Origin of the sequence: Chryseobacterium manosquense, from assembly GCF_014623485.1 — a bacterium.
Classification (GTDB): domain Bacteria; phylum Bacteroidota; class Bacteroidia; order Flavobacteriales; family Weeksellaceae; genus Kaistella; species Kaistella haifensis.
Genome location: NZ_CP060203.1, coordinates 325773 through 349033, shown reverse-complemented (window position 1 = coordinate 349033; position 23261 = coordinate 325773). Strand labels below are relative to the sequence as shown.

The window sequence follows — 23261 nt, the reverse complement described above, 5'->3', positions numbered from 1 at the left end:
CGGCATGGAAACTTGCACTACATTATAGTTTTGAGAAATTTTGTCTTGTGAATTCACCAAGGTTTGAGAGAATGAACCTCATCATTCTAAAATAAATTTCAAAAATTTAAGAAAATGGCAAGACAATCAAGTATTATCAAACTGAAAGGCACCATTGGCGGTGTGACTTTCTACAAGTCTAAAGACGGTTATTTGGCAAGGGAAAAAGGTGGCGTGGATGCTTCCAGAATTAAGAATGATCCCGCATTTCAAAGGACAAGAGAAAACGGTTCTGAATTTGGAAGGGCAGGAAACGCCGGAAAGGTTTTACGAAACTCAATCAGGGCTTTATTGCTCAAAGCGTCTGATTACCGAATGGTAAGCCGTTTGACGCGCGAAATGGTAAAGGTGATCCAAATGGATGAAACCAATCCGAGAGGTCAGAGAAATATTATCGATGGCGAAGCCGAACTGTTGCAGGGTTTTGAATTCAATATCAATGGAAAATTGGGGACTACTCTATTCGCTCCGTTTTCGGTAACATTGGACAGGGTTACAGGCGATGCAAAGGTTGATTTGGAGGCTTTTGTGCCTACAATGGCCATCGCTTCTCCCGGAGGAACTACCCATTTCAAAATTCTTTCCGGTGCGATGGAGGTTGATTTTGAAAATCAGACTTTCAACGCGAAAATTTCCGAAGGAAATATTACGGCCTGGAACGAGGTTGAGGTTACTGCGCTGTCTCTTGAAAACAATCTTACGGCAAACTCGACGCATCCGCTGTTCTTTGTCGTGGGTGTAGAGTTTTATCAGCAGGTAAATGGGGAAATGTATCCGTTGAAAAACGGTGCCTATAACGCCCTGCAGATTGTTAAGGTAGTTGGAGTTTAATCAATGTAACAGTGTAACAATTTACCAATGTAGAAATAAGGGGCGGATTTGTTCCGCTCCTTTTTTAAAGTCAAAAATCTGTGCTGATGAACCTTGAACTACTTCGAACCTATTATCCGGGCGGAACTAACGGCGAACTGCTTTTAGGCGGTACGAAAATATGCAACACGATAGAACTTCCGTGGAAGGGCAACCAAAGGCGGATTTCGTGCATTCCCGAAGGGAAATACAGGCTGCAAAAGCGGTTTTCCGTTCGCCACGGATGGCACCTCAGCGTAATGAATGTAAAAGGCCGGGATTCTATCCTGATTCATCCTGCAAACGATGCGAAAAAGGAACTTCTCGGCTGTATTGCTCCGGTGTTGCAACTCACCGGCAAAGGAAAAGGCAGCGCTTCGCGCTTAGCCTGTGAAAGATTGGAAAAAGCCCTGTTTCCGCTTTTGGAAAAGGGATTTGTAATTGAATTAACGATAAAAAAAGTGTAGAAAATGAAAAAAGTAATCGAAAGAATGCAGGAACCGACGCCTAAATTTTTCAGAATCCTGCGCAATGCAGGATTGGTTCTTACGGCTGTGAGCGGCGTGCTTGCCACGGCTCCGGTAGCACTTCCGGCAGCAATAGTTACAGTCGCTGGATATCTTGCCGTTGCCGGAGGTATTGCCAGCGCCGTAAGTCAGGCTACGGTTTACCGCGACAAATAGCGTGAATATTGTGGATAACTCTACAAAAGTGAGCACGGCTTTTGGAATGCTAATCACTATCTTTGTGAACATCAGCCGCGAAACGATCCTGCAGACTGTAATTCTTGCGGTTTTAGGCGGTATCAGCAGTTTTCTGGCCACGATGGCTGCAAAGTATCTGATTTCAGTAATAAGGAAATATTTGCGTAAAAAGTTGTGGTGACTTTATGCAAAACGAAACCTCCCGGAATGGGAGGTTTTTTTATTTATTACAATATTGATTCAAATCCTGTCAATCTACTTATATTTAAACATGAGTCCAACTGGTGATTTGCTTAAGTTCTGTTTTTCTTTTTCAATTTCTTTTATAGTTTTTACAGTTTTTGGCAAGTCTTTTAGTTTTGGTGCATCGATAATTTGACTTAAAACCGCTGTAGAAATACCATATAATGGAGTTCCAGTATAAGCCGAAGCAATTTCTAAGGATCCCATAACAAGCCAAGATCCAAAATCTTTTCCAGCAATTTTCCATTTCTTAGAAGTTAACTCTCGTATATTTTTCTGATGCTTTTCAAATGCGTCATTTAAATTATTAAGAACCTTTTTAGCTGTCTTTTCGTAATCTAAGGAATTTGCAAGAACCATTTCGTCAATCTCATTTGATAAAATTTTCCTAATTTCATCTATTGCACCTGATTTTCTAATTTCAATTAGTCCTTCTGGTGGAATTTTACCAATCCACTGCAATTTGGTGCTAGAAAGAGAATTAAGCCCCTGTAAAATATGTGAATTTGGTAAATTTAAATTATGAGCCGTTCTATCCCCATCATATTCTAACTTCCATTTAAAATATTGCCAAGATGTTGGCGCATCAATTAATGGAACACCTCCACCAACTTTTGCAGATTTAAACAAGAGTTCATTTGAAACACTCATTCTACCCAAACCTAGCATTGAAACAATTATTCCGGGATTATTGGTTTGCATTAATTGACCAGATTGACCAGTGATTTGTTGTTCAATTTGGATAGAAAGTGGGTCTTTGAATTCTGTATCAAATAATACCTTATCTGGATTTTTTATTTCTTTAATTACCTTATCAACAGTGTCTAAATCTTTACCAAAGCCTATTAATTCTTCCATTGAAGAAAATTTTCTTCCAAACACCTTCTCCGCATGGTATAAAGCATCACGCTCTCCTAATTTTTGAATTTGTTCAAAGGCAGAATCATCAATCATTTCTTTATCTGCAAGTATTACTACAATTGGCTTATCTATTTCTGCCAAAGCCAAATCTTTGTATTGAAGAATATTTAGAGCGTGTTTTATAAGATAATATATTCTTTGCTGTTTGTTCCAAACTTTAAACATGTGCCGTGATCTAATTATTGGACACGGAAGAATAATTGTATCTGTATAAATTCCACACTTTGAAGCAATATTTTCATTATTTGCTGGAAATAAATCACCTCCAAAGACAGCTTTAACTGTTTTTTCTTGGTCTTGTAAATGATAATATCCAGTCTCTGCGACAGTATTCCAAAATTCATTTAAATCCTCTATGATTGGTTCTATTGCGTTATCGATATAATCATTTGTATGATTGTATGCCACAAATTCTGCAACTTGGTGAGAAGTGAGATTTTGATCGAGCATAGCGTTATAAAAATCCATAAAATTCAACTCGAATCGTTTAAAATAATTTTCTTGGATTTGATACAAACTAATTGCCCCTTTCATTTTCTCCCTATAATCATAGTGTTCAGCCATTAAAGCCATCGACCTAATTCTGCCATCAATGGTTTCAACATCAGGTTCTCCATTTTCATCAAATTTTACTTTAGAAAGGCTTTCTTGCAGCCCTTTAGCTAAATGCTCAGCTACTGTAATCTTGCCTTCTTCTAGCAAATCTTTAAGAATCAAAACTCTTCTTTTGACTCTTTCTTCATAGTCTATTTGTTCTTTCGATTTCATGAGTGTTTTTTTGCGCTGTTTCTCAAAAATACAAAAACTTCCCGAAGGAAGTTTTTAAAATTAAACTGATAAGTAATACTGCCGGACTAATGAGTTCCGCAGTTCGCGGATTTTTTCTGCCTGCTGTTCCATTTTCTGCTCCAGTTCCCAGGTGGTTTTGATTCTAAGCATGATTTCCGGCTTGCGGAGCGACTTTTCAAAGGCCGGCTGGATGAAATTCCGCATCAGCGTTTTGAGGTCGCAGAGCCGAAGCATTTCGATGACGCTTCCGCAAAGGTGCGGATGGAAAAAGCCATTTTTCCAGAATGCGTACAAGGTCCAGTAATAGGTCTGCAGTTCGTAATCATCCGCTACATAGATGATATGACAGTTCGGGCAGGGTTCAAACATTGGTTTTCCTGCGTTTCTTCCTCTTGAAAGGATGTAAAGAGCCGTTTTCGGGGCTGGCTGGTGCACTGAGTAAGTGCGTACTTTGTGTGTAAGCATAACTTTGGATTTAAAAGTTTTATGCTCCGCAAACAATTCTTAAAAGAAAAACCAGAAAAAAACCGAAAAAAAAGAAAAAAAGAAAGCCGCTTTCCCTGTGGGAAAAAAATGGGATGCAATATTTTTTAAAAAAAATTTTGTGGCAACATTTTCGTAGCCACAAAACTTTTTTTCAAAAACCCCTTGTGGGCTTGATATTGTCAGCACATTTTTTTCTCCACATAACTTTGCTTGCTTTTTTTATTTTTTGTTATTCTTATTAATCGGGAAAAGCGAAAGAAGGTTTTTGCTTTTATGCCTGAACTTTCTATTCAAAACTGCCTTTCAAAGCGGTGGGAAGGAATGGAAAAAACAGTGGTGTGACGGTGTGAATACTTGGAGCACCGGCACACGACTGTGCGCGGTGACGGAACTGAAAACACGGCTTGTCCGTGTTTTGAGTGAAGGAATCTGGACGAGCATTGGCAAACCGGGGAAACAGACTCGCAGAAAAATGGTGCTTGCCGAAACAGACAATTAGCGATAATTGTCAAACAGAGTACTGCCTGAAAAAGCGGCTGGAAAGACAGCGGTATGGAGGGCAGAAAGAAAATGCTTTTTGGTGGCGTTTTTAGCACGCGCCGCAAACACACTATAACTCTTGGCCTATGAAACTAAAGTGTTTGTGGTGTGTGCTGAAAATATGGGAATGGAGAAAGCAATTTTGCGAATGGGCTGGTTTATTTTTGCTTTGGAATTCGCGAAATGCGTAAAGCATTTTCTTCCGCCTGGAATACTGCTGTGCGCGGTGGTGGAAGTGTTTTGCCATTGCATAAAAACCTATGAAAAATAAATACTACTTTATGCAATGGCAATATACTGAAGCCACTGGCAAATCCCGAAACTCTCTGCACCATTTTTCTGCATCCTATTTTGGGGTGGAGGGGATTTGTAGGTTTTCAATTGGAGGATTGACCGCGTAAATTATAACTGCACTGGCGGCTGGAAGGCGTTGGCGCAAAAGGGCTATGCCCGTTGCACGGAAAGCATTTTACATAATCTCAAATTATAGGCACCGCTGGCTTGTGAGGGAATTTTGGTTTTGCAGGAAATGGCTTGTAAATAGTGCTTGGCGCAAAACCATTATGGACGAACTCTCCGTTGGGGTTGGCTGTGCGTATAATGCCACATTATGTAACTTAGCTTCCGCCGATTTGCATACTGGCATAAACGGAACGGTGGTGGTGGTTGGAGTGCAGTGTCTTTTTGCTTTGTTTTTTAGTGTTGGACAGCTCTTTGCCACCGCAGGAACGAGGATGGCAATGTGCTGTGGAGCGTTGGCAAAAACAACGCAAAAAGTATGACAGTTGCAAACGGAGGCAATGCCATAGAAGACAGACGAAGCGTTGGGCTTGTGCGGTTGGGGTCTGGCTAAAGCCGTATTTTTTCTGTGCGTTGGCTGAGCGTGGGAGAGAGCAGTCTATCTTATTTCCAAACCTTTAACCTCTTTTCAATTTCTGCAACTAAAGGCTTATTGTTTTGAAAAATAAAATTGGTTGCTACGAGTTCTTCAAGCTTAAGAGCTGCTTCTTTTTTCAAGAGAATATGTGCATCTACAAGTTTATCAAATATCCAAATCATACCGTGATACTCTATGTCTTTATTTTTGGCACAATTACGCACTGTTTTGTCGCTACTTAAAACACAAGCATCTAACTTATTAGCAACGTGTAAAACGGATTTGTCTGTTTCAGATAAAGATTTAGGATAAGGCTCTGATTGGATTTGGAGAAAATCTTCTTCTTTAAGATTATGAACAATAAGCCTACCAACGGATTGATAGGCTTTTAAAATTTGTTGCTGTTCAGAATATAATTCAAAATAAACTGAAGTGGTAGTATGTATTTCTATTTCAAGTTGGAAAAATGCATTGACAAGACCTAAATCATAAAGGTCAATAAAAATACAAGCGTCTGCTACAGCTATTCTTAGTTTCATTCTCCTGGCAGATATTTGGCATTTGGGGAATTAATATTAAAACATCGGTTGATGCTGTTTTTTAAATTCAGCCAAAGATTGATTAGACAATGAAGCTGCTTTTGACATTGAAATCTGGTCTTCAATCAAAGCTCTAAATAATAATTGCTCAAAGCGGTTGCTTTCTTCAATTCCTTGATATTCTACAGGTTCATCTACTTTCCAATTTTGTTGCCTAATTAAAAAGAAGAACTGTTTAGTGTAGTTGTCATTAATAATTCCGCAAACTTTTGCTCTCATTACAATTGCTTGCATTGAAATACCATATTGCTTTTTGATATTACCTAATTCCAAAGTTGACAACTTAGTACGGTGATTGCCTAACTCTGCTTTAATAGTCTCTTCGGGCAACAGCATTGCACCTGCAAACTGATGACATAAAGTTTCCTTTTGTTTTTCGGTCACATCGCCCAATACTAAAAGCAAATGAGCCAACTCGTGAAGTAAGGTAAATCGTATTCTATCAGGCTTATTGGCTTTTCTTTCGTTGTAAGCTACAACAGGAATATGACCATTTACAAAAGTTTGCAAACCATCAAAATCTTCATCTACATTTAGCTTAACTACCTTGATATTTTTATCTTCTAATAATTCGACAATATTAAAAATAGGACCAGTTCCTAAAGACCATTCCTTTCGTAATAGTTCTGCCGCATTATTCACCTGCTCATAAGTAGTAACCTTTCCAAAGTCTTTTAAGGGGTTATCAAAACTATGAGGAAGACCAATAATTTCTTCTAATTCTAAATAACGTGAAAGATATTCTTTGGTAGTTTCATTGATGATTGCTACATCCTTTTGTGGCATCCTACTTAGCTTTCTATATTCAATATCGCTAAATTCAACTTTAGTAGTTCTGAAAAAATAATCGGGACTAATATTGAGTGCTTTGCTTAGCATATTGATTTTTTCTGCATCGGGAATTACCTCTCCTTTTTCGTAACGATGCAAAGCTTGACGTGATAAAGTACCACCTAAAGCATCAGCCAAATCCTGCAATGAGAAACCATTCATAAGACGGGCTGACTTAAATCTTTCCGCAAATATTGCTTTTGTTTCCATTGTAATTCTGTATTTGTACTGCAAAGGTAACTCTTTTAGTTGACAAAAACAATAGTTAAATGACATTTTGTAACATAAAATTGTAACTATGACAAAATTTCAGATACTCAATATGGTTAAATACAAGACAATATGACATAGTTCCTATAAAAATATATCGGTTGACATATTTGGTTGACAAATTTGTTTTTTGGAATACTTTTTGTAACTTTGTATTTGAATGCAAATAGGTGCATTCATAACTTTTTAAATATTATAAAAATGGGCAAGTACCAAATTAAAAGAACCAGTAATGGTCAATTTCGCTGGACATTGAAAGCGACAAATGGAGAAACACTTGTAACAAGTGAAACTTATGTAAGCAAACAAGGTTGCCTTGACGGTGTGGCAAGTAGTAAGGTTTGTGTGGCAGACAAAAACTTTGATAAGAAAACTTCAATTGCAGGACAACCATACTTTAATCAAGTAGCTAATAATTATCAGGTCTTGGGCACAAGTGAAATGTACTCCTCTACCGCTGCAAGAGATAACGGTATTGATAGCGTAAAGCGTAATGCTCCTACTGCAACAATTGAAGATTTAACTTAAATGCTTATGACAAAAATCTACAATTTAAAGAACCTAAAGCCTGGGGACAGGCTGGTTCTACCTAAAAGCAACTTAAGACTTGTTCAGCATCACGCTATTTACATTGGTAATGATGCTTATGGAAACAGACAATATATCGAAAACTACATCGGAAAGGGGGTTCAAAGGGTAGATGAAAACTACTTATTTAGAGATGGTTATCATTTGACAAGAGTTGAACCTTTTATCGGTAATGCTTTTCAACGTCGATTAGCTGTAAATCGTGCAGTTGCATTAATTGGAACACAATACGATTTGGTTAATTTCAACTGTGAGCATTATGCCAATGCGGTTCAATATGGCAAACAGTTTAGCAATCAGGTTGGGAATGGAATACTCGCTACAGTATTGTTGGCTGTAATTGGTATTGGATTTAGTAAATAAAAAATTAATAAAATGGATAAAAACAAACATTTAGATTCAGTTATTTCGACGCATCAGATAACTAAAGAAGAAACACTTTTTGACAAATACGTCAAAAAGAAAAACGAGGTTAAAGAAGCCTTGGAAGAAAACTACGGAAGTAATATCTATTCTCCGTTTAACTCGGGTTCGTACGCTAAGAATACCGCTATCAATACAAAATTTGATTTTGATTTGGTGTCCCCATTCAAACGTAATGCTTTTGGCTCGAATGGAACACTAAAAGAAATGTATGAAGATGTTTATGACTTTCTCTACGAGAAATACAAAGATGTTGCAGAGGTTAAAAAGCAAAAAGTTTCAATTGGTTTGGAGTTTTGCGCAGATAGTGATGGAGACGTAATTAAGATTGATGTTGTTCCCGGTCGTGAGCTTTCTCAAGACCAATACAAGGAAGATGAAAATTTGAACTTGTACGTGTATTACAAATATGGAAATATTGACGCAGGCAGTGAGCGAATTAAAACTAACGTCAAGGCTCAAATCAATAATATTAAAGACAGAGCTACGGCTGAAAAAGATTCGATAAGAAAAATAATCCGTCTTTTGAAAGTTTGGAAAAACACTAAGTATAACTATCCTACAAAATCTTTCTTTTTGGAACTCATTACTATCAAAGCATTTGATTCCAAGAGCATTACCGGAAGTATTTGGGAGAAACTTGAAACTGTATTAGAATATATTAGGGATAATGTAACCAAAGACAGCTTTACACTAAAAGACCCGGGTAATAGTTCTAATGATTTAGCCGATACTTTAACTTCACACGAAAAGCAACAGTTGTCAGATGATATGAAAAATATGCTTGAAAGAATTGAGGACAATGACGAGAATCTGAAAACATATTTCCCTGAAAATTCAAAGTTTAAAAAGGAAGAGTCCAAAACTAACCAATATGGAACCAACACCGGTATGCCAGTTCCTCCACCGAAACTTAATTTTGGATAATTATAATGAACCAAAGAGTAAATGAAATCAATACAGTAGTAGAAAGCATTCCCGATGTGAAAATTGTAAAGCCATTTGAGCAGAGCAAAATTGACATCGAGGGATGTATTACTGTTTTTGTTGAAGGTTTGGAGCAACCACTAGAATTCAATGTTACTGTACATCCGCAATATCCTTTTAAAAGCCACGAAACGGAAACTATTAAGTTTTCTAATGATAATTTAATAGAGCATAAACATATTATGCAAAATGGAGCCATCTGTATTCATACGGCACATACTCCTGTTTTGTCCCAAAAACTAATTTATGATATTGAATCTGTAAAGGCTTGGATTAAGAAATATTACATCAACAAAGATTCGGATACTCATTATGAACATTTAATTGTAACACAAAAAGCATTTAATGAAAACCATTTTGCTTACTTCTTCAATGAAGTAGATTATACTTTCCATAAAAATCAATTTGGCTTTGTTGACTATTCAATAATGAACAATGGAGTTTTTTACAAAGAGAATATTCAGAGCAGTATTTTTCAAACTTTTTTAAATAGTGATAGAAAAAAAATAGTAGAAGTAGATTGGAATTTTCAACTTAAAAACTTACCTCAAAGCACAGGATTATTCATCTTCTTAAAAGATACTCCAAGTAAAAATCAACGTTGGGTTTTTGATGATTGGAAAGACTTTGAAGCTACCTTACCACAAGACTTTTTGAAATTTCTTCACAATGTTGAAGAAAGATTGGGAAAGGAGAAAGGAAAAACGCTTCCTTTATTTGTAGGATATAATATTTCTGAAACAGAAATTCATTGGCAAGCGATTATATTGGAGATTGGCAATTTTCCTTTTTACGGCGAAAAAATAAACAAGCAATGGTTTACAAAGATTAAAGATGGTAGTCAAATCCATTGGGCAATGACCCGGAATTGTTCTTATAAGTACTTTTTTGGAAGAGGAAAACTAAGTGACCGAATAACAGAAAGTAAAATGTTGATTATTGGCATCGGAGCTATAGGAAGCATAGTAGCTAAAACATTGGTAAGATGTGGCTGTAGAAAGTTAGATTTTATAGAATATGACGTAAAAGAACCAGAAAATGTTTGTAGGTCTGAATATTCTTTCTTTACAGGAATTACCAACAAAACCAATGATTTAGTAAATGAGTTGTGTTTAATATCTCCCTATTATGAAATACCAAAAGGTGGATACGAGTTTTCTGAAATGTTTGATATTGTCATAAAATCTTATCTAAATGATCGGCAAACAAAAAATGAAATTGAGAAAATAATAAATGAATATGATATAATTTTTGATTGCTCTGCAGATAATGATTTGCTTTACGTATTAAGTCAGTTAAATATAAATTCAACGCTTTTAAATCTTTCAATATCAAACCACGCAAAACATTTGGTCTGTGCTACGGAACATAATCGGTATGAGTTTATAACATCCCAATTTGGCGGAAATATTCTCAAATTTGACGTTGACGACTTACATAATCCTACAGGTTGTTGGAGTCCAACATTTAAAGCTTCTTATAATGATATAAATGTTCTTGTACAGACCGCGATAAAGCAGATAAATTTGACGTTAGAGCAGGAAAAAACATTAAGAAATTTTGTTATTGAAACAGATGACACAAGTGGCTTCAACATTAATATAAAAGAATTTTGATTTTAAAAATAGAACAAATAGGGTTAAGTCTTGAAGTTGAGGACGAACTGCTAAATAAACTTCTGGAAATAGGCAAAACTCATTATCCTAAAGAATTTGGAGGATTTTTGATTGGGTATTACTCCGAAGACAAGAAGCATTTGCATATTACAGACACAATACTTCCGAAGAAGTATCAAGTATCAAAATATTCTTTTGAACGAAGTACAAAAGGAATAGAAAATGAGCTTGCAGAATTTTACGCAAGTAATCCGAGAAAGATTTACATAGGGGAATGGCATACTCATCCAGACAATAGTCCTATATCAAGTGCAACAGATATTTCCGCAATAAATACAATTATAAACAGCAAAAATACTTCTATCGCAAATCCTGTTTTATTGATAATAGGATATTCCAAGACAACGGTAAATTTTGGATTTTACGTTTGGTTTGAACATAAATTATATAAATATGAGTAAAGTAGATTTAAAACAATTATTCAATGGGTTACAGCAACAGATGTCTGCCCAACTAAATACAAACAGAGAGTTTATTGACCATCCAGGTTCTAAAGGAGATGCTTTAGAAAATGCTTGGATAGATTGGTTACGAAAATATTTGCCCAACAGATATTGTGTTGACAAAGCAATAGTAATAGACCATGAAGGCAATACGAGCCAACAAATGGATATTGTTATTTATGATAATTGGTTTACTCCGTTTATTTTTACTCAAAACGGATTTCATTATATTCCAGCTGAAGGAGTCTATGCGGTTTTTGAAGTCAAACCTGATATACAAGGTAATGTTGGAGAGAAAACCTATATAGAATACGCAGGAGAAAAAATAGAAAGCGTAAGAGTCCTTAAAAGAGAGGCCGCAAGCTTTATCAATGGTGGAATAAAATTCACTCCTCGTCCTTTAACAAAAATAGTAGGCGGAATCCTTTGCAGCACCAACGGCTTCACACACAAGAATAATGACACGATTGAAAAACATATAAAAGCGTTAGATAATCTCCAAAGTATTGATTTGGGCTGTATTGCTGATTATGGTAGTTTTTATATAGATTATAACCCAAGCGAAGAAATTACAATAGTTGGACAAGATGCTTATTTGGAGTTTTATGCTAATCGAAAATTTAATAAAATGAAATTTAGTGAGGCTGGTCATTCATTTGTTACGTTCTTTATGCAATTAACACGATATCTACAGCAAGCAATTGGTACAATCCCTGCAATAAATCTGAATGCTTACTTGAAAAATATTGGAGAAGAAGTTGACGAACAGATATAAGATTGAAAATATGTTTTGTTTATTTTGATATCAATTTTTGTATTTTATTAATTATCAAAAACAATCTATTTACTTGTACTAAAGTACACTTTCTAAAATGGATAAGTAGGATAACCTTATTTCCTGAAAAAGATTTTTTGTTATTCCGAAGGAATACAAAAACAGATTTATAGGGATGTAATGGTGTAAATAGATGAAGGGCTAAGATTGGTTTGCTTTGATTGTGTTTGTTTTGGTTTGAATTTTTTCAGAATAACTTTTCAACTTACACAGTTAGTGGGACGCTACCTGTTTGTGCCGAAAAATGCTTAAATGGAAAGGATTTATTTGAATTAGTCAAAACTTAAACTTCCAAATAGAATTTACCTTCTCCTTAAATAACTCGCGTTATTCTCAACTTTTTCCTCTATTTCAATTTCTACAATTTCTCTTTTTTCTTCCCGAAAAGATGGAACCGCTCCAAACAATTGTACATTTTCCTCTCCTCTTTTTTTTACATAATCCTGTTTGAGATTTTCCAGCAATTGTTTCTGTTTTTCCTCGGTATATTTGGATACCAATTTAGCCTTAACTTCCGGGAGTTTTTCTAATTCCTCTTCTAAAGCCGAAATCTTTTCATCGGTGGACTTGGTCTGTTTTTCAATTTCATCTACATTGATTCCTTTGCCTGCCAACTCACTAATTTTTTCATCTACCAATTGTTTAGCAGCATCAATATTTTTTTGATAAAATGAAAGTTGATTTTTCCAATAATCTGAATTTGCACTTCCATCATTAGAATAGCCCAAAATACGGTTGTAGTCGTTCTGGGCTTTGGTTACTCCGTCCTGTATTTTCAAAAAGTCCTGATGCTTTCTAAGGATAACAGCATTGTCTGCTACATACCTGCTTTTTTGATTTTCAATTCTCTTTTTCAGTAATTCAATCTCGATATTGGCTCTTGTTTCCGGACTGGTAATAATAGCGGTTTTCAGTTCATGCGTGCTGATGTCTGATACATCCAAAACATCGGCTCCTTTCTTCATTGCCTCTAAATATCTTGCCTGCTTAGCCTGCAATTTCTGAAGCATAAACACATCAATACTGTCATTGGTAAGCATAAAGTTGATACGGACATTTTCATTCTTGTTTCCCTGACGCCAAGCCCGACCTTCTACTTGTCTCAACGATGTGAAGTTGTAAGGTAAAGAAAGCATATAAATATCCGTCGTATTTGCTTGAAGGTTCATCCCTTCCTGAATGGCCTCACTGCCAATAACTACCTTTATTTTTCCGGAATTAAATTCATCCTGAATCTTAACTCGGTTCGGTTTACTGGTTGCTCCGGTGATAACTCCTATTTCGTCAGGTTTGTATCCGACTTCCTGCACGAGATATTCCTTAATTTTGGGAAATTCTGAAACCGCTAATTCCGAATAGATAATTTGTCCCGATTCAGGAATGTCTTTCTTATTTTGCTGTATCAAATCCATCGTCTGTTTGAGTTTTGGTGAATTTTCTATAAACTCTTCCAACGAAGGTTCTTCATCTTCATAATACGGAGATAGATAGGGAGAAATTGCAATCAGTCTGGCATTGAGGATATGCGTTAAAATGGCACCCTTTTGTGTTTCCTCAAAATTCTCATTGAGCATGTCGTATTGCTCTTTGGTCAAATCGTTCTGCTCAATTTTATATTCCTTGTTGATTTTATTGGGGCGTTTCAGTTCAGGATTGTCTTCCTCGCCTTTGATGTCGATAAATTCTGAAAGCAACTGCTGGAACAATGAATTGTTTTTAAACCGCCTTACATTGGCTTTGAATTTCACATCGCCTTTGGCATCAATTTCCATATCGTTATCCGCCTCCATAAAGGTTTCAAAAAAGGTATTGACATTGAAATAGCCCGATTCCTCTAATCGTTTATTTGCAATGAGCGATAAAATGGAATAATACTCCAAAGGTTTATTAGTAAATGGTGTCGCAGAAAGCAGTGTTACATTTCTGCCGTCGTTTTGTTCCTGAATGTATTGAGCTGCCATCCAGGTATTGATTCCCAATTTTGAAGTCTGCTGGTTTTGACTTCTAAAATCTGATGCAAATCGGCGGTCTTCAATTCTTACTTTTCCTACAATGTGATTGGCGTTATGAACTTCATCATAAGTTAGATGGTCAAACCCAAAATCTTCCCAATCGTAAATTTTACCACGCTTCATCTTCCCTACCAATTCTTTTTCCTTCTCGATTTCTTTTTGAAAATCCCTTTCGCTGATGCTGTTCACGCTCCTCATCTCATTTTCCGAGATATAGGAAAATTTAGAAGCGAGACTTTCGGTAATATTTTCAGAAAATCCGATATTATTGAAACCTTCATAAGTCACGATGGTAATTTCACCGTCTTTGTTGTCAAATTTTGAAAGGTCATAATCCTTTCCGAGATTTCCCAAGACATTGACTTTGGCTTCGGGGATGGTTTCGAAAATCGTTTCTACCCATTGTTTTAGGATGCTGTCATTTGGAACAACAATTAAAGGTCTTTTGGCATTTCCTCTTTCCATCGCTTCGTGCATCGCCAAAATCCCCGACAAAGTTTTTCCGAATCCGACTTCATGTGCCAATAATCCTACGCCTTTAGTAGTCTGCCGTCCGATTCCCGCTTTCTGAACTTCGGTTAATTTGAGTTCCCTTCCCTTAAAGTTTAAATGGATTTTTGAAAACAGGGGAAATTTGGAATAGTCCGGAACATAGATGTTGTTATAGTTTCGGTTGAAATCCTTTACAAATCGCTCCCGCAATTCATCCGATAATTCTTCCCTCAAAAATTTTTGAAACAAATCATTGGCCGCCGCTTTTCGCCTTTCACGAACCAAGGCGTTTCTTTCCTTGTCGCTTCCAGTCACGGCTTCATTGTCCACAAAACCGCGGACTTCCCACGAAGAGGAACCTGCAAAGGCGTCACTCGACAAAGTTCCCACGAAATCTTTAAACTTTTCGGCAAGGTTATACGGCACAGAAACGGTTTCAGTCTGTCTGCTATTGGGATTCCAACGGTCTTTTTCTACAGTTCCTAAATCAAACTGGTGGACAAACTCGTGATTGGGACTGATGGAAATTTCATCCAATGATTTTGGTTTGGGAAGGACACTCAGAAGTAAATTCTTTTGCTTTTCATACTGGTTTTCTGTTCCACCAACGGCATATTTATCCCTGAAGTCTACTTCAAGTTGTTCCAATTTTGCATAGATATTTCCTTCCGCGTAATAAAAATCGTGAACCCATTTTCCGTCCAAATAATTGGCAAATTGGTAGTGTTTCCCGTAATTATTTAGTGTTCCGTCGTATTCGGTATCCCGGAAGGCTTCAACTTGCTCTTTGGTGATAGCGGAACTGTTTTGGAGCGAGGCATCTACTACCTTATCAGCTTTTAAAAACTGGTATTTCAGAATTCCTTTTTTGAGTTCCGGTTTGGTCTGGATATGATACTCCCTGTCTTTTTCTTTTTGGGTCTGAAGAATCTTGTTCGCCTTCTGAATCAACTCATCAACCTGTTTCTGAGCAAAACTTTGAGGATTCGTAGCGAGTTCGGATTGTAGTTGGGTGTATTTTGCGATTTCTTTTTCAACTGCCAGAGATTTGAATTTTACAGAATTAAGCACTGAAATAACCTGTTCAACTTTTCCATTGAGTTCAGAAAAATCAATTTCTTTTTCGGTTGTTAAATCTTCTGCAGAATTATTCTTAAGTTTCTCGGTCTTTATCGTTTTTTCAACTTTTTTCACGTCCTCCATCTCCAAAAACAAATCTTCAAAAAGATTTCCGATTCTTTCTGTTTCCTTCCTATTTTTAAGATTTTCTATCCGAATTAAGACATCCTCTAAATTCCCATGAACATAGTTTTCCAATCGTCCAAAGCGATTGGTCTTTTCTTTGATTTCGCCTAAAATTCTTTCAGGATGGTTTTCAAAATAATTCGAAATGTTATTGGATATTTTCTGACCGTTTTTTTTGAGAATGATAATATCCGTCCCGACCTGCGTTCCTGCAAAAGCACCAACCGGCAAACGAAAGCCCTCAATCATTTCGGCGTTTTTTAGTTGGTTTTGCCGGTTCAGCCAACCGGAAGGAAGCACCATTGCCAAAATACCGTTGGGTTTTAGAGAATCCAAAGACCTTTTAACAAAGTAATCCTCATACTTGGATATTTTTGGTTCTTCGCCTAAACCCTTATACAGACCACGATGGTCGCCATAAGGCGGATTGCCAACGACCAAGTCGTATTGGTCGGAAAAGACTTTCTTATTGCCTCTTTCATCAATAAATTCGGTTTCAAAAGAACGGAAATTGATGTCAGTTTCCGGGTGCAGGATTTTTGTAATTTTTGCAGTGGTTTCGTTGATTTCAAAGGCTGTGATATTGGTTTTGATTCCCAAATCTTTGGCTGCATTAAGGAAATTCCCTGTGCCGACACTCGGCTCTAAAACAGAAATTTCCGAACGGCTTTTGAAGTGGTCTTTGATTAAATTACGGACGGCATTTACAATCGTGAAATCGGTATAGTATTCATCTAGTATTCCCCTGCCTTCTTTGGCGGTTCCGCCGCTTTTGAACTGATGGCAGATTTCTTTCAGATCATCGGAAATATTTACGTTATCCTTTAAAAGAATCTTCTTTTCATCGGAAACAAAACAAGTTGCAGAAACCACTTCCGCAACCTGTTCATTGGTCAGTTTCTGACCTTTGTATTTTGAAATAAGAGAATTTAATTCCTCATTATCTTTATTGGATTCGTTTAATTTTTCTTCGGTTGGATTTGCTGAAATTCCTCCGGATACGATTCCGCCCACGATATTTCTTGCTCTCTCATTTTTTGAAGCATTTTGCGGTTGTGTTCCGTTAATGGATCCTCCTTGTTTTCCGTTTCCCAAATCGCTCCGCTCTGTGCCTGTAAATCCATTTCGAGCATCGTCGCTGCCCACATTTTGTCTTCCGGCGTGATTTCCATTTTGCTTGGATTCGCCGTTCTGGAAAGGTTTTCCAATATTTCGTCCAACAGTTTCGGTTCCCACGTGCTGAGCGTTGGAAATTCCGTTGGATTTAATGCCGTGGCTTTCATCTTCAGAGTTTTTTTGTTCTGCTAATGTAATATTTTTATTCTCAAAATTTAGTTTATTCCGTAAATATTCCTCCAGATTTTGATGCCCGTTTTCAGAGATGCCGTAAAGCGGTCGGACATCCTTGATGTTTTTCCCTTGTAGTTCGGAAAGGATTGTTTGAGTCGATAAATTTGACTTCTGGTCTGCAGGAAGACAAAGAAATATTTTGCCGTCATAGTTTTGAAACTGGCTGATTAATTTTGGCGTGTTTTCATCCGAATGCAGTGTTACCAAAGTTCTGTGATTGCTTTGGTTGTTCAGTTTTAGGAGTTCCAAAAAGGAGGTTCTGTCTTTATCGTTTTTAAAGACAATGACTTCATTCCGGGTTCCCTCGATGATGGAAATATCCTCAACAAAACTGTTTACTGCCAGTGGTTCACTCACTTTTTCTGCTGTTTACAAAATGGTTAAAGTCAAAAATTTCTTTCGCTGCATCATCCCAATTTTTTCTGGGTAAAAGTTGCAGACTTACAAAAATGTCAGTCTTTTTATTGTAGGAATCGATGCGCTCCAACCGTCCTCCATAATCCTTTTCGGCGTGTCTGTAAATGGAGTAAGGCAGAATGGTGTCCGTCGGATAGATGTAGAACCTCGTGTAATTCCACGGGGAATTAATCTCGAAACGTTTGTATTTTTTGTTGAACAAAACCGTGTCGGAAAGTTTTCTGCGGTTTCGGTAGTTCAGAATCTGTTCCTTTGAAAAAATTGCACCTTCCTTCTTATTCCAGACCAATTGCGGTTTCTGAGTTTTTGCCACTTCTGACAGGATGACGCTTCCGTTACCATCTTTAACCGGATAGTATAGTGAGTCCTGTATGAAGTAGGTTTGCATGTTGATTTCCGGGAAGGAATGATCGGGAACGAATTCTATGATTTGGTTTCCCAAGTAATTGAGTTTCGACAAATGGAAACTCTGCATTTGCTCCAAACCTTTGGAGGCATCAAAATAAACATTGGATATAAGATCGATTCCGCCTTTTTCGGATTTGATTTCTTTGCGGCACGAATAGGGCAAAATTGCCAAAAGGCATAAAAGAAAAAGTGTTTTTAATTTCATCTTTGTAGTTTTAAAAAAGCGGCAAATCAATTGCTGACCTGCCGCCTTCGGATAATATTGGTCAGGTATTATTTTATCGCTTAATGCTCTGCTCCCTTACAGTGGCTTTCTCATTCTTTTCTTCATAATCCAAACCTTGCAAAGGTTTGTTGGTATTGATTCTGTTCATTTCGCTGTCGTAGAGGTTCAGGTTTTTGTACTGGGGATTCAGCACTGCTTTTCCGTCCACAACTTTGTCGTCCATCTCAAATTTCACTTTTACCACATTTCCTTTTTCTAAAGATTTGATGGTGTTTTCCTTATACTCCAGTTTGTCAAAAATGAGGTTGGATTTTTCAACGATTTTTTCAGTATCCACGCCATAGTTTTGGTAAAAATTCTGAAAAATATAGTTTCCCTTGTCGGTTTTGGGTTCCTCGAAGTTGAACTGGACAAACGCCGTTTCAGATTGGTCGCTTTTCGGGTTGTGGAATTCGATTTTTACGCTCCTGCCCTCCAATAGGTTGACCGCTTCCTTAGCAGTAAAGGTATTTTCCCGATTAACAGGAAAGTTGTGCGAAATCTCCTCGCCTTTTTCGTTGGTGAGTTGAGCGTGGTACGTGTTGAGAAAAACACCTCCATTCTCCGTTTTGTTGAATTTCAGGGTAAAATCTACCTTGTTTCCCGGAAGGGCTTTGTCAGAGGATGTTTTGATTTCAAATTCCTGATTTTTTGATTTGATGCCTTTCTCCAAATCTTTGTGAAGTTTTTCACTTTCGCCGAAACCGAGGTACTTTAACTGGTTTTTAAAATAATCTACCTGGTTGAATTCTTTGGTTGTTTCCATAATGTTGGGGTTTTGGTTGTTAATAAAATGTTGTTTGTTAAATAGGTTTTTTTCCTGCTTAGTAGTTAGATCGAAAATCATTTTAATAGATTGAATGATGTCTTCGGTCTGCTCTTTCGGCTCATAACTCAGCAACTGACCACTGATGAAAAGCAGTACCGTATCCTGTGATTGCCGATACAGTTGAATCTTTGCCGAAATTTCTTTGTAATTTTCAAAATCATCGTCTGTTAATGAGATTTTAAATTCGTGCTTGGTCTTGCCTTCTGCGTCATCTATAAAAATCTTGGCATAATCAAAATTTTCCGGATTGGTCAAAGGGTTTTTATTTTCCGAAATACTGCGATATGGTATGTTTTCGGGTTCAAATAACATTGGTTCAGCATTCAAATTATTTTTGCCGAATTTGTTTAAAAGATGATCAGAAACCTTGATGTCCACTTCCTGCGATACCGAATAGTAGTTGTTGCTTTTAAGTCTGATCGCATCCAAGGCAGTAAATCCCGATAAAGCCAACTTATCACGGTAGGAACGGAACATTTCATCGGTGACGTTATTTCCATAAAGAATCGTGGCTGTTCCTGCGTGAATGGTCAGTAATTCCGTGAGTTTTTCCAATTGGCGGTGTTGCGGAAGGACAAATTTTCCTACAATCTCGTTGGCGTTGTTCAAAATGAGGGCTTCGGTTCTGTCCGAAAGTCCAAATTTCTGGGAGGAAAGATAGGCAGCAATGTCTTCGGGACCGTTGATGCGTTTCGGTTGGTAATTCTCTGCAAAAACCTGCTTGCTGAAACTGTAAACATTAACTGGAAACTGATTTTGAAACTGGTTTTGGTTCTTCAGTTCGTGAACAACATCGGTAATACTTTCAGCGGTGAACGTGAGGTATTTTCCGGAACGCAGATTCAGGATAATACCGTCCTCCACTTTGATTCCGGTATCGTCAAAAATTTTGTTCAGACGGTCGAGCATCAAACGGTCTTCACGGCTTGAAACCAATCTTCCACTCGGGTGATTGTGAACCAACGTGATGCTTTCGGGATTGAGTTTAAAGACATTTCCCGCCAAAAGTCGCAAATCCACTACCGTTGCAGTAATTCCTCCTGAAGATAGATGCTGAACAAGATAACTATCGTCCTTAAAACGGTATAGTGCAAAAGTATGTTCCACGGCTTCGTCCTCCAACGAACGAAAAAGCCAAGCGACATCCGAAACTTCAGAAATTTTTGTTCCTGCCGTAAACGAAAGGGTTCTGTTTTCAGCGAACTGCCTTTCAACTAACGCAAAATCGGTGGGATCTCGGTGTGAATCGTTTTCCCGTAGGAGATGGGATTCCCCACCAAGATGATTTCCGGCTGAGAATAATTTGTAGGGTAATATTTCGCCTTCCGACGTTTTGAGATAGCGTGTTGTCTCATCCTCCTCAAAGCCATAATTCGTGTTCTTTCCATTGGATTGGTTTTTTTCATTGTGATTGAATGTTCGGTCCGTTTCCCTGATGTCCTTCTTGAAATGAATATCATCTACGGCATCTTCTAATGAAAATCCCGAACGTGTTGCGTCCATCTCCTCTTCATATCTTGACGAAAATTTTTTCGGATTGGTATTTTCCATTTTTTGTGTTTTTGAATTGAATATTATCGCCTGAATCCTCTCGGTTTCTCCCGTTCCTGCAATTCCTCTTTCTGCTCATCCCGATTTCTATTGGCATCTTCATAAAGGTCTTTGTCGTTGACATTGAGTTGAACCTCCGAATTCTTTCGTTTTGAGATTTGTTTCTCGTCCGGACTGATGCTGTTTACGGTATTTATTTCCCTTGAGACGATGTTGATGTCTTTCTCAATCTCTTTGGCGATTTCGGGATATTGGTCGATTTTGTCCATCAGAAAATTTTTCAGTTTTTGGAGTTCTACTTTGTAGCGGTTGATTTCCACAACGTCCTTTTTATCGACGATAATGGCGGTCAGTTCCGTGGCGTTTCTAATCAGGTCAAATTCTGCCACGATGTTGTTTTCCTTATCGTAGATGAAAGCCTTTTTCTCAAGGGAAAGTTTCGATTCCCTGGACTCTGAAAGGTTTTTAATATTGGAATACTCAATTCTTTCCTTGCTGTTTTCAATGATTTCAGAGATGCTTTTGTCCCGTTCCAAAAAGATGACTTTGAGTTTAGTGTTGTTCTCCGTCAGTTGGAAGGTTGCCCGGTTTTTCCCGTTGTCGGCGACAATGGTGTAGCCCTGAAGAAATTTTTGAATATCGTCTGCTTTCAGGTTTTTGGAAAACGATAAGTCTTCGTTGATGATTCCGAATTTTTTAAGGTCTTCGGTCGGTAAATGTTCTGTTTGCATAGTATGTGGCGATTAATTGGTTTGCGTTGATTAGGTCGTTGAGGAAGTGGGCAGGATTGATGCTTCTGCTATATTCCTTTACTGCGAAATGCAGGTGCGGTCCGGTAGAATTTCCGGTATTTCCGCTTTTTCCGATGATGAAGCCCGCTCTTACTTTTTCTCCCGTCCTGTAATACAATTGCGACAGGTGCAGATAAGCGGTTTCAAATCGGTCAAAATGTTTGATTTTGATGTAGTTTCCACCACCTTTGGAATCCCAACCCGATTCGGTGACGATTCCGTCAAGGACGGCGTAAACATCTTCGTGGTCGGCTTTCAAATCAATGCCGTTGTGCATTTTGCGCATTCCAAAAATGGGATGGATTCTTGAACCATAACCCGAAGTGATAGACAGATTACTCTTCAGGGGCATCACTATTTTGGAGATGGATGGAAACCATTCATTTTCATCAGAAATAGAATTTGGTTGCTCTAATTGGGTATTGTTTTTACTATTATTATCACTCTTTAAAATCAGTTGATGCAGGGAATCTTCCAGTTTTTTATACTGCATTTCCTCGAATTGTTCTTCACCGTTATACTGCTTTATCAACGATTTCAGGGAGTCCAATTCCGTCCTTATGTTCGATTTTGAAGTAAGGTTGAACACCTCCTTCCAAGATTTTTTGCCTTTCCTGTCCTTGGTTTCAGCCATTTTTTCAGCAGGGATGAAAACCTCACTTCTTCGGTGTAAGGTTGGTGTCAGCGTATTAAACTGCGCCGACAGAAAGTTTCCTGTTAGAATAAAGATGGGTACAAGGATATTTGCTATTTTTTGTTTCATTATTTTATTCTTTTGAAAGTTCGTTCACAATGAGTTCCACCTCTTTGTTGATTTTTCTGAAATTGGTCATCAGGACTTCGTCTTTCCGGTCTTTTCCTGTTTTGTCCGCAAAGGAGTAATAAACGGGCATTTTCACATAGTTCTGTTCCTCGTGCTTGATGGCTTTTAAATCCAGGTTGATTTTTCCGTTCATAGCGGAAGTTTTGTATTCTTCGGTGTCGTTTTCTTCGCCCTGGGCAATCATTCCAACCATTTCTCCGGTTTTAAGCGCGGCTATCTTTCCAGCAGGAATCATATTGTCCATCTTCTCGTTAATGCTCGTCGTAGTTCCCTGCTGCGATATGGATTGGGAGTAGGATTTCTGTTTGATTTTGCCAAACAGTTTTTCGAGCCAGTCCAAAGTGTTTTTATCTCTTGCGGAACCCGACAGAATATTCCCGACAATGGCGGAAATGGTATCGGCGACCTCTTTTTTGTAGAATTGTCGGAGTTGCGGAATTTCCTGCAGTCCGAGCAAAACCGCAACCCGGTTACTTCTTGCCGTTGCCACCACATTGTCGATTTTATGGATGTAAATCGTTGGAAATTCATCTGCTATAATTCCTCCCGGTAAATTGTGTTTGGAGTTGATCAATCGCAAAGTCCTGTTCAGAACCGAGGAATAAAGTGCGGAATTAATATCCTGTGTTCCCGGATCTGAGGCCAGAATCAGGATGGATGGATTTTCTTTGTCGGTAATCTTCAGTTCGACTTCGTCACCCGAAAACACCCAAAAACTTTCCTTGCTCGCCAATCGGGAAATAAAAATTTTCAAGGTTCCAATCTGTCCTTCCAACTGGTCAAAAGCCTTGTTGTCATAAGCGGTCTTGAACGGCGACAGCAGCGATAAAATTTCCTCATTGGTGAACAGCGCATCAAAAATCTCTTTGTAACTGCGGTTCATAAAGGAAAGGATATGCGGTAAATCAGAATATTTTCCGTTCTCGAGTCTGGCAAAAAAGTAGATGCACGACGAAAGGAAATTGATTGCCGACTGCG

At 37.8% G+C, this 23261-nt stretch carries 19 protein-coding genes; 9 read left to right on the top strand and 10 right to left on the bottom strand.

Going from position 1 to position 23261, the window contains the following annotated elements; genetic code table 11:
- The first annotated feature begins 114 nt into the window (after positions 1-114).
- The 3 genes from H0S70_RS01585 to H0S70_RS01575 all read left to right on the top strand — a co-directional run bounded on the left by H0S70_RS01585 (position 115) and on the right by H0S70_RS01575 (position 1571).
- Entirely contained in the window at positions 115-870 is a 756-nt protein-coding gene (locus H0S70_RS01585; RefSeq protein ID WP_188321468.1) for a hypothetical protein, read from the top strand.
- 86 nt (positions 871-956) lie between these two features.
- Complete coding sequence (locus tag H0S70_RS01580) at positions 957-1355, top strand: DUF5675 family protein (protein WP_188321467.1); 399 nt, start codon at positions 957-959, stop codon at positions 1353-1355.
- Between the two features lie 3 nt (positions 1356-1358).
- The gene (locus H0S70_RS01575) at positions 1359-1571 is read left to right on the top strand and encodes a hypothetical protein (RefSeq protein WP_188321466.1); all 213 of its coding nucleotides are present in this window, start codon (positions 1359-1361) and stop codon (positions 1569-1571) included.
- 276 nt (positions 1572-1847) lie between these two features.
- Here the strand turns inward: H0S70_RS01575 and H0S70_RS01570 are convergent, their stop codons facing one another.
- The 4 genes from H0S70_RS01570 to H0S70_RS01550 all read right to left on the bottom strand — a co-directional run bounded on the left by H0S70_RS01570 (position 1848) and on the right by H0S70_RS01550 (position 7088).
- Entirely contained in the window at positions 1848-3524 is a 1677-nt protein-coding gene (locus H0S70_RS01570) for a hypothetical protein (RefSeq protein ID WP_188321465.1), read from the bottom strand.
- Positions 3525-3584: 60 nt separating this feature from the next.
- A complete protein-coding gene (locus H0S70_RS01565) occupies positions 3585-4010 on the bottom strand; it encodes a DUF6943 family protein (protein WP_394367302.1) in 426 nt (141 codons plus the stop codon).
- 1464 nt (positions 4011-5474) lie between these two features.
- A complete protein-coding gene (locus H0S70_RS01555; RefSeq protein WP_188321462.1) occupies positions 5475-5987 on the bottom strand; it encodes a PIN domain-containing protein in 513 nt (170 codons plus the stop codon).
- 36 nt (positions 5988-6023) lie between these two features.
- Positions 6024-7088, bottom strand: coding sequence for a helix-turn-helix domain-containing protein (locus tag H0S70_RS01550; RefSeq protein WP_188321461.1), 1065 nt, complete (start codon positions 7086-7088; stop codon positions 6024-6026).
- A gap of 261 nt (positions 7089-7349) precedes the next feature.
- Between H0S70_RS01550 and H0S70_RS01545 the strand changes: the two genes are divergently transcribed.
- The 6 genes from H0S70_RS01545 to H0S70_RS01520 are packed head-to-tail and all read left to right on the top strand — an operon-like array spanning position 7350 to position 12040.
- On the top strand, positions 7350-7676 hold the full coding sequence (locus tag H0S70_RS01545; RefSeq protein WP_188321460.1) for a YegP family protein: 327 nt from the start codon (positions 7350-7352) through the stop codon (positions 7674-7676).
- Positions 7677-7682: 6 nt separating this feature from the next.
- Complete coding sequence (locus H0S70_RS01540) at positions 7683-8099, top strand: lecithin retinol acyltransferase family protein (RefSeq protein WP_188321459.1); 417 nt, start codon at positions 7683-7685, stop codon at positions 8097-8099.
- Between the two features lie 12 nt (positions 8100-8111).
- Positions 8112-9086 carry a nucleotidyltransferase gene (locus H0S70_RS01535; RefSeq protein WP_188321458.1) on the top strand — a complete coding sequence of 325 codons (975 nt, stop codon included), beginning with the start codon at positions 8112-8114 and terminating at the stop codon, positions 9084-9086.
- Between the two features lie 5 nt (positions 9087-9091).
- Positions 9092-10762, top strand: coding sequence for a ThiF family adenylyltransferase (locus tag H0S70_RS01530; RefSeq protein WP_188321457.1), 1671 nt, complete (start codon positions 9092-9094; stop codon positions 10760-10762).
- Positions 10759-11223 carry a Mov34/MPN/PAD-1 family protein gene (locus H0S70_RS01525; protein WP_188321456.1) on the top strand — a complete coding sequence of 155 codons (465 nt, stop codon included), beginning with the start codon at positions 10759-10761 and terminating at the stop codon, positions 11221-11223. Before H0S70_RS01530 ends, H0S70_RS01525 begins: the two co-directional genes overlap by 4 nt.
- Complete coding sequence (locus tag H0S70_RS01520) at positions 11216-12040, top strand: DUF6602 domain-containing protein (RefSeq protein WP_188321455.1); 825 nt, start codon at positions 11216-11218, stop codon at positions 12038-12040. Before H0S70_RS01525 ends, H0S70_RS01520 begins: the two co-directional genes overlap by 8 nt.
- A 362-nt stretch (positions 12041-12402) precedes the next feature.
- Here H0S70_RS01520 and H0S70_RS01515 read toward each other — a convergent pair whose 3' ends face one another.
- The 6 genes from H0S70_RS01515 to H0S70_RS01490 form a co-directional block, all read right to left on the bottom strand.
- Positions 12403-17556, bottom strand: a complete 5154-nt coding sequence (locus H0S70_RS01515; RefSeq protein ID WP_228453761.1) for an Eco57I restriction-modification methylase domain-containing protein — start codon at positions 17554-17556, stop codon at positions 12403-12405.
- On the bottom strand, positions 17549-18229 hold the full coding sequence (locus tag H0S70_RS01510; RefSeq protein WP_188321454.1) for a hypothetical protein: 681 nt from the start codon (positions 18227-18229) through the stop codon (positions 17549-17551). Before H0S70_RS01510 ends, H0S70_RS01515 begins: the two co-directional genes overlap by 8 nt.
- 73 nt (positions 18230-18302) lie before the next feature.
- Positions 18303-20669: a JAB domain-containing protein gene (locus H0S70_RS01505; protein ID WP_188321453.1), complete on the bottom strand. Its 2367-nt coding sequence runs from the start codon at positions 20667-20669 to the stop codon at positions 18303-18305.
- Between the two features lie 23 nt (positions 20670-20692).
- Positions 20693-21400, bottom strand: coding sequence for a hypothetical protein (locus H0S70_RS01500; RefSeq protein ID WP_188321452.1), 708 nt, complete (start codon positions 21398-21400; stop codon positions 20693-20695).
- Positions 21366-22223, bottom strand: a complete 858-nt coding sequence (locus H0S70_RS01495) for a M23 family metallopeptidase (protein WP_188321451.1) — start codon at positions 22221-22223, stop codon at positions 21366-21368. Before H0S70_RS01495 ends, H0S70_RS01500 begins: the two co-directional genes overlap by 35 nt.
- A 4-nt stretch (positions 22224-22227) precedes the next feature.
- Positions 22228-23261, bottom strand: a 1034-nt coding sequence (locus H0S70_RS01490) for a type IV secretory system conjugative DNA transfer family protein (protein ID WP_188321450.1), incomplete at its 5' end; no start/stop codon positions are given.